This window comes from Rathayibacter sp. AY1F4, assembly GCF_002931775.1.
Classification (GTDB): domain Bacteria; phylum Actinomycetota; class Actinomycetes; order Actinomycetales; family Microbacteriaceae; genus Rathayibacter.
The window spans coordinates 40,331-53,218 of record NZ_PSVE01000028.1; the positions used below are offsets into that span (position 1 = coordinate 40,331).

Sequence of the window (12,888 nt, forward strand, 5' to 3'; positions counted from 1 at the left end):
CTCTCTCCCTCCGTCGGCGCCTCCCTCGCGGGATCCGCCGGCGCGCCATCGAAAGGCACCCCCATGAAGTTCACCGACGGGTTCTGGCAGACGCGGGCCGGATTCACGCCCCTGTTCGCGCAGGAGGCGTACGACATTCGCACCGACGGCACCTCGCTCGAGGTGATCGCCCCGACCCGGGTCATCCAGGGCCGCGGCGACGTCCTCAACCGGCCGGCGCTCACGGTCACGGTGTCCTCGCCGGCCGAGGGGGTCGCGCGGGTGCGGATCGAGCACTGGCGCGGGACGGCGGTGCGGCCCGGCTTCGAGCTGGCCGGGGGCGACGTCGGAGCGGCGGAGGTGACGGAGTCCGGCGGCGTGCTGCGCACCGGCGACCTCGAGGTCCGGATCAGGCAGGGCGCTCCGTGGTCGCTGGAGTTCTGGGACACCTCGACCGGCACGCGCCTCACCGGCTCCGGGCACAAGGCGCAGGGCTACCTGACCGGACCGGACGGAGCCGCCTACCTGCACGAGCAGCTCGACCTCGGCGTCGGCGAGCTGGTCTACGGGCTCGGCGAGCGCTTCGGCCCCTTCGCGAAGAACGGCCAGACCGTGGACGTGTGGAACGCCGACGGCGGCACCTCCTCCGAGCAGGCCTACAAGAACGTCCCGTTCTACCTCTCCAGCCGCGGCTACGGCGTGCTCGTGAACGATCCCGGCCTCGTCTCGTTCGAGATCGGCTCCGAGGCGGTCGAGCGCGTGCAGTTCTCGGTCGGCGGCGAGGCGCTGGAGTACCTGGTGATCCAGGGCCCGACGAAGAAGGACGTGCTGCGGCGCTACACGGGCCTCGCGGGCCGCCCCTCCGTCGTGCCCGCCTGGAGCTACGGGCTCTGGCTGACGACCAGCTTCACCACGAGCTACGACGAGGAGACGGTGAACTCCTTCATCGACGGCTTCGCGGAGCGGGAGCTGCCGCTGTCGGCGTTCCACTTCGACTGCTTCTGGATGCGCGAGTTCCAGTGGACCGACCTCGAGTGGGACCCGCGCACCTTCCCGGACCCGGAGGGGATCCTCGCCCGCCTGCACGAGCGCGGACTGCACACCTGCGTCTGGATCAATCCGTACATCGCGCAGGCCTCGCCGCTGTTCGCCGAGGGGCGCGAGAAGGGGTACCTGCTCAGAACGGCCTCCGGCGACGTCTGGCAGTGGGACATGTGGGTCGCCGGCATGGCGCTGATCGACTTCACGAATCCGGAGGCGACCTCCTGGTTCCAGGAGAAGCTCCGCGTCCTCGTGCGCCAGGGCGTCGACTCCTTCAAGACCGACTTCGGCGAGCGGATCCCGTCGGAGGGCGTCGTCTGGGCCGACGGGACCGACCCCGAGGCCATGCACAACTGGTACACCCAGCTCTACAACCGCGCGGTGCACGAGGTGCTCGAGCAGGAGCTCGGCGAGGGCCGCGCGGTCCTCTTCGCCCGCAGCGCCACGGTCGGCGGGCAGTCGCTGCCGGTGCACTGGGGCGGGGACAACACCTCCTCCTACGTGTCGATGGCCGAGACCCTGCGCGGAGGCCTCTCGCTCGCGCTGGGCGGGTTCGGCTTCTGGGCGCACGACATCGGCGGCTTCGAGGGCACGCCCGATCCCGGAGTGTTCAAGCGCTGGCTCGCGTTCGGCCTGCTCTCCTCGCACTCGAGGCTGCACGGATCCTCCTCGGTGCGCGTGCCGTGGGCGTTCGACGAGGAGGCCGTGGAGGTCACCCGGCTCTTCACCCGGCTGAAGCTCTCGCTGATGCCCTACCTCTTCGCGGCGGGGGCGGAGGCGGCGAGCACCGGCGTCCCGATCATGCGCCCGATGGCGCTCGAGTTCGAGGACGACCGCAGCGCCGCCCACCTCGACACGCAGTACCTGCTCGGGCACGACCTGCTCGTCGCTCCGGTGTTCACCGAGGACGGCACGGTCGAGTTCTACCTCCCGCGCGGGACGTGGACGAGCTGGTGGACGGGCGAGCGGATCGTCTCGACGGGGGAGTGGCGTCGTGAGGTCCACGGCTTCGACTCGCTGCCGCTGTACGTGCGCGAGGGTGCGGTGATCCCGGTGGGGGCCCGCCAGGACTCGGCCGAGTACGACTACCTCGACGGGCTCGAGCTGAGGGTGTTCCCGGGGCCGGACGGCGCGACGCCGGTCCGGGTCGTCGCGCACGACACGGGGGAGGAGACGGTCTTCACCGTGACGCGCACCGGCGGCGAGGTCTCGGTCGACGGCCCGGCCGGCACCTGGACCTGGGTCGAGGCCTGAGCGGCGCCCTCCTGCTGATCGAGCAGCGGGCGCAGCCCTCCCCTCGAGACCCCGGCCCCGCCCCCGGCTAGGCTGACCCCCGCAAGCAGAGGAGACCGCGGATGCCCGACCACGCGACGCGCGGCAACAACCTCGACCGCGTCAGGCGGCACAACCTCTCGGCGATCCTCCGCCTCGTGCACCGCGGCGGCCCCCGCTCCCGCTCGCAGCTGACCCGCCTGACCGGCCTCAACCGCTCCACGATCGCGGCGCTGGTCGGCGAGCTGGTGGAGCTCGGCATCGTGCGCGAGCGCGAGCCCGCCACGCCGAACCAGGTCGGCCGGCCGAGCCCCGTCGTCGAGGCCGATCCCGGAGTCGTCGCGCTCGCCGTGAACCCCGAGATCGACGCCGTCACGGTCGCCGTGGTCGGCGTCGACGCGGTCGTCCGCCGCCGCATCCGCCGCTCCGCCTCCGTCCCCACCGCCGAGGCCGCCGCGCGTCTGGCGGCCGAGGCGGTCGCCGAGCTGCTCGCCGAGCTGCCCGAGGAGACGCGGACCGTCGGCATCGGCGTCGCCGTGCCCGGCCTCGTCCGCGACGCCGACGGCCTCGTCCGGGTCGGCCCGCACCTCGGCTGGGACGACGAGCCCTTCTCCCGCATGCTCGCGGACGCGACCGGCCTGCCCGTCCTCTCGGCGAACGACGCCAACCTCGGTGCACTCGCCGAGAGCGTCCTTGGCGCCGGCCGCGACGTCTCGCACCTCGTCTACCTCAACGGCGGCGCGAGCGGAGTGGGCGCCGGCGTCATCGTCGGCGGCGCGCCTCTGCACGGCATCGACGGCTACGCGGGGGAGATCGGCCACACCCTCGTCAACAGCGCGGGCATCGACTGCCACTGCGGCGCCGTCGGCTGCCTCGAGACCGAGGTCGGCCGCGCCGAGCTGCTCACCGTGCTCGGCCTCGACGAGAGCGAGCGGCTGGAGGAGGCGCTCGCCGCCTCCGAGGACCCGGCCGTCCGTGCCGAGGTCGAGCGCCAGCTCGGGCACCTCGCGGTCGCCCTGCGCAACGTGATCAACGTGTTCAACCCGCAGCTCGTGGTGCTGGGCGGCTTCCTCGGGGCGCTGATCGGAGTCGCGCCGGGGTTCCTGGAGGAGCGCCTGGGCCGCGGCGGCCCCTTCCGGGTCGCGCTCGACTCCGTGCGCATCGTTCGGACCGAGCTCGGCGCCGATCTGCTCATGCTGGGCGCAGCCGAGCTCGCCTTCGAGCGCCTGCTCGCCGACCCGCTCGGCACTCCGCTCCACCCGGTCTGACCCGACGGCGGGCCGAGGGGTGGCGCCGCTGTCCGACACGTGATCGAATTGATTCGACCGAGCGGCGCGGGAGCCGACGAGGTCCGCTCCCGCGCCGAGGACGACACCGGCCGCACCACTCCCTCCCACCCCGCTGCGCCCTGCGCAGGAAGGCACTCCGTGTCCACTCCCGCCTCGACTCCGACCGGCTCTCTCCCCGTGCACCGCCACCCGGGCGACGCCCTGACGGCCCGCCAGCGCCTCGTCTACGTGATCGTCCTCGGCTCGCTGACCGCCCTCGGGCCGTTCACGATCGACCTCTACCTGCCGGCGTTCCCCGCGCTGCAGAGCGAGCTGAACGTGTCGGAGGCGGCGGTCCAGCTGACCCTCACCGGCACGACCCTCGGCTTCGCGCTCGGCCAGCTGGTCGTGGGCCCCTGGAGCGACGCGGTCGGGCGGCGCCTGCCGATCCTCCTGGCCACCTCGCTGCACGTGCTGGCCTGCGTCGGCGCGGCGCTCGCCCCCGAGATCATCACCCTCGGCGTCTTCCGCTTCCTGATGGGAGCCGGCGCGGCGGCGGGCGGCGTGGTCGCGATGGCGATGGTCCGCGACCTCTTCGGCGGACGCCCGCTGGTGCGGATGCTGTCCCGGCTCGCCCTGGTGTCGGGCCTCGCGCCCGTGCTCGCGCCGGTCATCGGCTCGCAGCTGCTGCTGATCATGGACTGGCGCGGGATCTTCGTCTTCCTCGCCGCCTACGGCGTGCTGGTCGTCGCGGCCGTCGGCCTGCTCGTCGTCGACACCCGGCCCCGCGCCGCCCGACACGAGCGCGAGCACCGCTCGCTCGTGCAGCGCTACCGGGCCGTCCTCAGCGACCGCGTGTTCCTCGGAGTGGCCGTGATCGGGGGTATGACCTTCGCCGGCCTGTTCACCTACCTCTCCAGCTCCTCGTTCCTGTTCCAGGGCCTCTACGGATTCGACGCGCAGCAGTACGGACTGCTCTTCGCCGTGAACTCGCTCGGCGTCGTCCTCGGCGTGCAGGCGTCCTCCTACCTCAGCCGGAGGATCGGGCCGCAGTGGATCCTCGCGATCACGACGCTGACGCTGTTCACCTCCGCAGGCCTGATCGCCCTCTTCGACGTGCTCGGGCTGGGGCTCTGGGGCACGCTCGTCCCGCTGTGGTTCTTCATCGCGTCCTGCGGCTTCAGCTTCCCGTGCGTGCAGGTCCTCGGCCTGGTCAACCACGGCCGGGAGGCGGGGACGGCCGCGTCGCTGCTCGGAGCGGTCAACTTCGGCACCGCCGGACTGCTGTCGCCGATCTCGGGGGTCTTCGGCGCCGGCTCGGCCGTGCCGATGGCCCTGGTGATGATGGCGACGGCGACCGTGTCGATCCTGGCACTCTGGCTGATCGTCCGGCCGAGGAGCGTCCCGGTGCTGCAGGACTGAGCGCTCGGCTCCGGGTCCCGGCGGTCCGGCACGCCCCGCTCCTGCGGCTCCTCCCGGGCGTTCCGGCCCTCGCTGGATCCGCTCCCGAGCGCCGCTGCTACAGTCCCCTCCCATGTCCTTCCGCGACTCCTCCGCCCTGCTCGCCGAGCTCTCCGACCCCGACCGCGACGTCCGCCTCCGTGCGGCGATGACCCTGGGCGAGATCGCCGAGCCCGCCACCGCCGAGCCCCTCGCCGCGCACCTGTGGGAGGAGCCGGACTTCTTCGTCCGCGACGTGCTCACCTGGTCGCTCGGCCGCCTCGGCTCCGCCGCCGTCCCCGTCGCCCGCGAGGCGCTCGGCCGCGAGCCCCGAGTGCGCACGCAGGCGCTGCACGTGCTCAGCAAGATCCTCGACCCGGCGACGCTCGACGACATCGCCCCGCTGGCCGCCGACTCCGAGCCCGCCGTCGCCGCGAAGGCCCGCTTCGCGCTGGGCCGCCTCGGCGACGAGCGCGCCCTGCCGGTCCTGCTCGGCCTGCTCGGCGACGACGACGCGGAGGCGCAGAACGTGCTCACCGACGTCCTCGCCTCCTTCGGCGCCGCGGCCGTCCCCGGTCTGGAGCAGGCCCTCCGCGAGGGGTCCGCGCCGGTCCGGCGTCACGCCGCTGCCGCACTCGGCTACCTGGGCGACGACGCGCGTCCTGCCGTCGACGCGCTGGACGGGGCCGCCGGCAGCGACGACTCCGCGCTCGCGGTCTCGGCCGTGATGGCGCTCGGCTCGATCACCGGTCCCGACGCGGCCGCCGCCCTCGAACGGGCCTCCGCCTCGGACGACTCCCGCGTGAGCGCCGTCGCCGCGCGGCTCCTCGCGCGCTCCTCCGAGCCGACCCGGCTCGACGCCCTCCGCGCCGCCCGCCTGGCCCGCGCGGCCGGCTGAGCCGCGCCGCGAACCCCCGCGGGGGAAGGCCGGGCATCCGCACGGCCGGTCGGACCGTGCCACGAACCCCGGCGCACGGACGCCGGGCTTCCGAACGGTCGGCCGAGCCGCCCCGCAACCCCCAGCGGGGGAACGCCGTGTGACGGCATCATGTCCGGATGGATCACCGCGACGACCGCCTGTCGACCGAGCCCGGAACCGCGCGCCCCGACGCCGTCCAGCGTGCGCGGATGCGCGAGCAGGTGCCGTCCGACGACGTCGCCGCCCGGCTGCTGACGAAGGAGGCGGCCCACCGGGTCTCCCGCCGCTGGCCGCTGATCTCCGCGTCGCTCGCGATCCTGCTCACGGTGCTGCTCGCCGTGCTGATCGCCTTCCGCCCCACCTCGGCCTTCCGCTTCGACGTGGAGTGGATGGACGAGATCGTCGAGCACCGCTCGCCGGTCTGGGACATCCCGGCCCTCGTCATGAACACGGTCGGAGCGGGGCTCGTCGGCACGACGCTCATCCCGCTCGGCATCGTCGCCGTGCTGCTGGTGTTCCGCAGGCGGTGGGCCGCGCTCTACTACGCGATCGCCGCGCTGGTCAGCGTGGGCGCCACCCAGCTCGTCAAGGAGTTGGTGGGACGCGCCCGCCCGGCCGACATGCTCGTCACCAGCGACTACGGCTCCTTCCCGTCCGGCCACACCGCCAACGCGGCGACGACGGCGATGGTGTTGGCCCTGGTGTTCCCGCTGCTGTGGGTCTGGATCGCGGGCTTCCTCTACACCGTGGCGATGATGGCGAGCCGCACCTACCTCGGCGCCCACTGGCTGAGCGACACCGTCGGCGGCCTGCTGCTCGGGATCGGCGTGGCGCTCGTGGTCTGGGCTCCGCTCGCCGGCCGCCTGCGCACCGAGGCCGAGCTCCCGCACCCGCCGATCTGGATCCGCCGCACCACCTGACCGGCGCAGCGCTCCCTGCGAGGGCTTCGAGGCCCCGAGGATCGGCGCCCGAGGAGCGCGGAGGCTCGCCGATCAGCCGAAGGCGGCGAGGGAGTCGAGCTCGTTGAAGGTGTAGACGTGCAGGCCCGCCAGGCGGTCGCCCGCCGCCGCTTCCAGGCGCGCGACGAACGCGGACGGGTCGAAGCGGCGTCCGCGGAGGAGCCCGCCGGCCACCGAGGTGCTCCGCTTCAGGAAGCCGAGCGAGGAGCCCACTCCGATCCGCGCGCCCAGCGTCAGCAGCCGCGAGCGCTCGACCGGCCCCGGCACCCCCGCCCACAGATCGGCCGTGATCCCCGTCTCGCGGAGCCGGTCGGCGTAGCGGACCACCGCGTCGACGTCGAAGCACATCTGCGTGACGATCGAGCGGATGAACGGAGCGCGCTCGCGCAGGTGCCGCTCGATGCTCTCGTCGGAGAGGTGCGGGTGGCCCTCGGGATAGCCTGCGATGTCCAGGGCCAGCCCGGGTGAGATCTCGCGGGCGTCGCGGATGAGCTCGAGGCTCGTGGAGTAGGTGCCGGCCGCCGAGGACGCGTCGCCCGAGATCACGAACGCCTCGTCGATCCCCGCCTCGCCCATCCGCTCGAGGACCCGCTCGAGTGCGGCGCGGCCCTCGACGTTCCGCGCCGCCAGGTGGGGCACCACGCGGAACCCGCGCCCGGCCAGCGCGACCGCGCAGTCCACGGTCCGCCCGGTCCCGTGCTTCGGCAGGCTGGTCACGGTCAGCGTCACCGCGGAGGGGTCCGGGAACGCCCGTGCGGCGCGCTCGCCGATGTCGTCGGCCGGGATGATCTCGAAGCGAGCGCGGGTCATCGGCCCAGCCTGCCACGCGGAGGCGGAGCGGCGCGGGTGGTGGCCGCAGCCGCACGAGTGTCGGAGGGGCGCCCTAGCCTGGAGCCGATCGCCGCCCGGTGATCGCGGAAGGAGTCGCGTGTACCTGGAGTCCGGCCGCGTGGTCACGAGCCCCACCGACCTGTCGAACTGGGCGGCCTGCGAGTGGGCCGTCCTCCGCCGGTTCGACGCCCTGCTCGGCCGCGCCTCGCGCCTCGAGGCCGAGAGGGACGGGATGCTCGAGCGCACCGCGGTGCTCGGCGACGAGCACGAGCACCGCTTCCTCGCCGAGCTGAAGCGCACGCACGAGGTGCTCGAGTTCGAGCGCCCCGAGCCCGCCGGCTACCCCGCGGCGGCCGAGGCGGCCGTCGAGGCGATGCGCGCCGGGGTCGACGTGCTCTACCAGGCCACCTTCTTCGACGGCGAGTTCCTGGGCTTCTCGGACTTCCTCCTCCGCACCACCGACGGCGCCTACGAGGTCTACGACACCAAGCTCGCCCGGCACGCGAAGATCCCGGCGCTGCTGCAGCTCGCCGCCTACGCCGAGCAGATGCAGGCGCGCGGCATCCGCGTGGGGGAGCAGGTGCACCTCGTGCTCGGCGACGGCTCCGTCACCAGCCACGAGCTGGCCGTCGTCGCCCCGGTCCAGCGGGTGCAGCGCGCACGGCTCCGCGCCGTGCTCGCCGAGCGCCTCGCCGCCGACGAGCCGCTGGCGTGGGGCGATCCGCGCTACCCCTCCTGCGGACGCTGCTCGGTCTGCACGCCCGAGGTCCAGGCGCACCGCGATCCGATCCTCGTCGCCGGGATGCGGCTCGACCAGCGGGCGAAGCTCACGGCGGCCGGCGTCCTCACCCTCGACGCCCTCGCCGAGCACGACGGCCCCGTCCCCGGGCTCGGCGCTGGCACGCTCGAGGGCCTGCGCGCCCAGGCGCGGCTGCAGCTGCGGTCGGAGTCCTCGCCGGTGCCGGCCGTCGAGGTGATCGACGCCTCCGTGCTCGCCGGGCTGCCCGCGCCCGATCCGGGCGACCTCTTCTTCGACTTCGAGGGCGATCCGCTCCACACCGAGGACAACCGCGAGTGGGGCCTCGACTACCTCTTCGGCATGGTCGACGACCAGGAGCGCTTCACCGCGCTCTGGGCGCACGACCTCGCGGCCGAGCGCCGGGCGCTCCTCGACTTCCTCGCGCTCCTGCGGGCGCGCCGGGCCGAGCACCCCCGGATGCACGTCTACCACTACGCCTCCTACGAGCGCAGCCACCTCCTCTCGCTGGCGCTCCGCCACGGGGTCGGCGAGGAGGAGGTCGACGCGCTCCTGCGCGACGGCGTCCTGGTCGACCTGTACCCGATGGTGCGGCGGGCGCTCCGCGTGGGCTCGCGCAGCTACTCGCTCAAGAAGCTGGAGCCGCTCTACATGGGCGAGGAGGAGCGGGACGCGTCCGGCGTCACGAACGCCGCCGACAGCATCGAGATGTACGTGGAGGCGCGCGCCGCACAGAGGGTCGATCCTGCCGAGGGGCAGCGCGGGCTCGACCTCGTCGCCGAGTACAACGCCTACGACTGCCGCTCCACGCTCCGCCTGCGGGACTGGCTCCTGGAGCTCGCTCCGCCGCGCGAGGAGCTGCCGCCGCTGCTCGAGGTCGAGATCCCCGTGCCCCGCGAGCCGCACCCGGTCGCGGTCGCACTGCTGGCGCAGGTCGAGGGGATCGAGCCGCGCGAGCGCACGGCCGACCAGACCGCGCTCGCCCTCGCCGGCGCGGCGATCGACTACCACCGCCGCGAGGCCAAGACCTTCTGGCAGGAGCACTTCGACCGCCTCCGGCAGCCGCTGGACGAGTGGGCGGACACCCGCGACGTCGTGATGATCGACCGGGTCGAGGTCGTCCGCGACTGGGCGAAGCTCCCGCGCGCCCGCACGCAGTCGCGCGAGCTGCGGATCCTCGGCCGGCTCGCTCCCGGCAGCCGGCTCGGCACCGGCTCGTCGCCGTACCTGGTCTACGAGGCCCCGGCGCCCCCTGGTGCGCCCTCGCCCGGTCCCGGTCTGCGCGGCGCCTCCGAGCGCTCCGAGATCCTCGCGGTCGACGACGACGGGGAGCGGATCGTCCTGCTCCTCAAGGAGGGCCTGAAGGCGGGGGAGGATCCGCACGACGACGCTCCGGTCGCCCTCGCCCCCGCGCCGCCGCCGCGCGCCGCGCCCCAGCCCGAGGCGATCGCGGAGTGGGGCGGCGAGGTCCTCGACGCGCTGCCCGCGATGCTGGCCGACCCGGCGCTCGACGTCCTCCGCCGCGTGCCGCCCGGAGCCGTCGCTCCTGTGCAGGGCGACGACGTGATCGACGCGGTCGTCACCACTCTGCTCGGACTCGGCCGGGCGACCCTCGCCGTGCAGGGTCCGCCCGGCACCGGGAAGACCTACGTCGGCTCCCACGTGATCGCACGGCTCGTGAACGAGCACGGCTGGCGCATCGGCGTGGTCGGCCAGTCGCACTCGGTGGTCGAGAACGTGCTGAGCGCCGTCGTCGGCCGCGGCGTCGATCCCTCCCGCGTGGCGAAGGTGCCCAAGAACGGCACGTCGCCCGAGGCGCTCGAGGCCGCGCCCTGGGCGCCGGTGAAGAACGCGGCGGCGCTCACCGCGGTCCTCGAGGAGGGCGGCGGCTGCGTCATCGGCGGCACCGCCTGGACCTTCGCGAACCCGGTCACCGTGCCGCGCCGCTCGCTCGACCTCCTGGTGGTCGACGAGGCCGGGCAGTTCTCGCTCGCTCCGACGATCGCGTCGGCCGTCTCCGCCCAGCGGCTGCTCCTGCTCGGCGATCCGCAGCAGCTGCCCCAGGTGAGCCAGGGCGCGCACCCGGAGCCGGTCGACGAGTCGGCGCTCGGCTGGCTCGCCGACGGGCACGACGTCCTCCCGCCCGAGTACGGCTACTTCCTCGCGCAGACCCACCGGATGCACCCGGCGCTCTCCGACGCCGTCTCCGAGCTCTCCTACGAGGGCGCGCTGCGGTCGCGGGCGCCGCAGGTGCGCCACCTGGAGGGGGTCGAGCCGGGCGTGCACTCCGTCCCGGTCGAGCACGCGGGCGACACCACCTCCTCGCCGGACGAGGCGAGGCGCGTCGTCGAGATCGCCCTCTCCCTCGTCGGCCGCGCCTGGACCGACGAGCACGGCGAGCGGACGCTGACCGCGGCCGACGTCATCGTCGTCGCGCCCTACAACGCCCAGGGCGGGCTCCTCCGCACCGCACTCGACGCCTCGGGCCTCGAGGAGACGCCTGTCGGCACGGTCGACCTCTTCCAGGGCAGGGAGGCGGTGGTCGCCATCGTGTCGCTCGCCGCGTCCTCCGGGGCCGACGTCCCGCGCGGAATGGAGTTCCTCCTCCTGCCCAACCGCCTGAACGTCGCGGTCTCGCGGGCGAAGTGGGCGGCGTACCTGGTGCACTCGCCGGCACTCGCCGCCTCGCTCCCGACCTCGCTGACCGGCCTCGAGCACCTCTCCGGCTTCCTCCGCCTGCTCGAGCGGGGGGAGCGGGCCGCCCGGTGACGGATCCGGTGGCCGAATGGCGCACTCCGCTCCGATTCCGTCGGTGCTCGGCATGGTGGACGACGCGATCCGTCGCTACGGTGTCCCCATGAGAATCCTCCTGGTCGGCGCCGGCGGCGTCGGCGACGCCTTCGCGAAGATCGCCGCGCGCCGCTCCTTCTTCGAGCAGATCATCGTCTGCGACTACGACCTCGCCCGGGCCGAGCGCACGGTCGCCTGGATCGCGGAACGGCACGGTGCCGACGACCGCTTCGTCGCCGCGCGGATCGACGCCTCCGATGCCGAGAACGTCGAGACCGTCGCCCGCGCGCACGGGGCGACCCACGTCATGAACGCGGTCGAGCCGCGCTTCGTCCCGACGATCTTCGTCGGAGCGCTCGCCGCCGAGGCCGACTACCTCGACATGGCGATGAGCCTCTCGCTCCCGCACCCCGAGCGGCCCCACGAGCTGACGGGGCTCAAGCTCGGCGACGAGCAGTTCGCCGCGGCGGAGGAGTGGTCCTCCCGCGGCCGCCTCGCCCTGGTGGGCATGGGCGTGGAGCCGGGACTCTCCGACGTCTTCGCCCGCTACGCCTCCGACCACCTCTTCGACGAGATCGACGAGCTCGGAGTGCGCGACGGCGCGAACCTCGTCGTGCACGACGCGGACGGCCGCGAGATCTTCGCTCCGTCCTTCTCCATCTGGACCACGATCGAGGAGTGCCTGAACCCGCCGGTGGTGTTCGAGCGCGACCGCGGCTGGTACACCACCGCCCCCTTCTCGGAGCCGGAGGTGTTCGAGTTCCCCGAGGGCATCGGCCCGGTCGAGTGCGTGAACGTCGAGCACGAGGAGGTGCTGCTGATGCCGCGCTGGCTCGACGCCAAGAAGGTCACCTTCAAGTACGGCCTCGGCGAGCAGTTCATCGGCGTCCTGCGCACCCTCCACCTCCTCGGCCTGGACAGCACCGAGCCCTTGCGGGTCCGCTCGGCCGGCGGTCCCGTCGAGGTCTCGCCGCGCGACGTCGTCGCCGCCGCGCTGCCCGACCCCGCCGGCATCGGCCCGCGGATGACGGGCAGGACCTGCGCCGGCCTCTTCGTCTCGGGCACGAAGGACGGCGCCCGCCGCGAGGTGTACCTCTACCACGTGAGCGACAACGAGTGGACGATGGCCGAGTACGGCACCCAGTGCGTGGTCTGGCAGACGGCGCTCAACCCGGTGGTCGCGCTCGAGCTCCTCGCGACCGGCGTGTGGACCGGCGCCGGAGTGCTCGGGCCGGAGGCGTTCAGCGCCGACCCGTTCCTCGAGCTGATGGCCCGCCCCGAGGCCGACGGCGGGTACGGACAGTCCTGGCACGTCCGCGAGGACTGACCGGCGCCGCCGACCTAGGCTGAGCCCATGAGTGACGACGACGGGCTCGCCTCGGCGAGGGACGAGGCGCGCGCGGCCCTGGAGGCCGCCCGCCGACTGCAGGCGGAGGCCGCCGAGGCCCTGGCGCGAGCGGAGGCGGCGGCCGCGGCGCTGAACGCGGCGGCCGGCCCGGAGGAGGCGGAGGCCGTCGCGGACGACGTGCGGCTGGTGGCGGCGTCGGGGAGCGGAGCGGAGCAGTCCGCTGCTCTCGTTGCTCCGGCCGCCGTCGGTCCGGCCGCCGCTGCTCCGCCCGCCCCCTCGGCGCC

General features: G+C 73.9%; 8 protein-coding genes and 1 pseudogene. 8 read left to right on the forward strand and 1 reads right to left on the reverse strand.

The window, feature by feature from the left end:
* Positions 1–63 precede the first annotated feature (63 nt).
* From yicI to C5C59_RS15165, 5 genes are all read left to right on the forward strand, one after another.
* Positions 64–2,274 carry an alpha-xylosidase gene (yicI, locus tag C5C59_RS15145; protein WP_104239486.1) on the forward strand — a complete coding sequence of 737 codons (2,211 nt, stop codon included), beginning with the start codon at positions 64–66 and terminating at the stop codon, positions 2,272–2,274.
* A gap of 101 nt (positions 2,275–2,375) precedes the next feature.
* Positions 2,376–3,560 (forward strand): ROK family transcriptional regulator, encoded by a 1,185-nt coding sequence (locus C5C59_RS15150; protein ID WP_104227455.1) that lies wholly within the window; start codon positions 2,376–2,378, stop codon positions 3,558–3,560.
* A 159-nt stretch (positions 3,561–3,719) separates the two neighbouring features.
* Positions 3,720–4,982 (forward strand): multidrug effflux MFS transporter, encoded by a 1,263-nt coding sequence (locus C5C59_RS15155; RefSeq protein WP_104239485.1) that lies wholly within the window; start codon positions 3,720–3,722, stop codon positions 4,980–4,982.
* A 112-nt stretch (positions 4,983–5,094) separates the two neighbouring features.
* Entirely contained in the window at positions 5,095–5,898 is an 804-nt protein-coding gene (locus C5C59_RS15160; RefSeq protein WP_104239484.1) for a HEAT repeat domain-containing protein, read from the forward strand.
* Between the two features lie 158 nt (positions 5,899–6,056).
* Positions 6,057–6,839 (forward strand): phosphatase PAP2 family protein, encoded by a 783-nt coding sequence (locus C5C59_RS15165; RefSeq protein WP_258062797.1) that lies wholly within the window; start codon positions 6,057–6,059, stop codon positions 6,837–6,839.
* Positions 6,840–6,911: 72 nt separating this feature from the next.
* Here C5C59_RS15165 and C5C59_RS15170 read toward each other — a convergent pair whose 3' ends face one another.
* Complete coding sequence (locus tag C5C59_RS15170; protein WP_104251307.1) at positions 6,912–7,688, reverse strand: methylenetetrahydrofolate reductase; 777 nt, start codon at positions 7,686–7,688, stop codon at positions 6,912–6,914.
* A gap of 118 nt (positions 7,689–7,806) precedes the next feature.
* On the opposite strand from C5C59_RS15170, the gene C5C59_RS15175 reads away from it, so the two are divergent.
* The 3 genes and pseudogenes from C5C59_RS15175 to C5C59_RS15185 all read left to right on the forward strand — a co-directional run.
* Positions 7,807–11,235 (forward strand): bifunctional RecB family nuclease/DEAD/DEAH box helicase, encoded by a 3,429-nt coding sequence (locus tag C5C59_RS15175; protein WP_104239666.1) that lies wholly within the window; start codon positions 7,807–7,809, stop codon positions 11,233–11,235.
* A gap of 88 nt (positions 11,236–11,323) precedes the next feature.
* A complete protein-coding gene (locus C5C59_RS15180; RefSeq protein WP_104239667.1) occupies positions 11,324–12,583 on the forward strand; it encodes a saccharopine dehydrogenase family protein in 1,260 nt (419 codons plus the stop codon).
* 27 nt (positions 12,584–12,610) lie between these two features.
* Positions 12,611–12,888, forward strand: a pseudogene (locus C5C59_RS15185) (hypothetical protein); the annotation flags it as partial.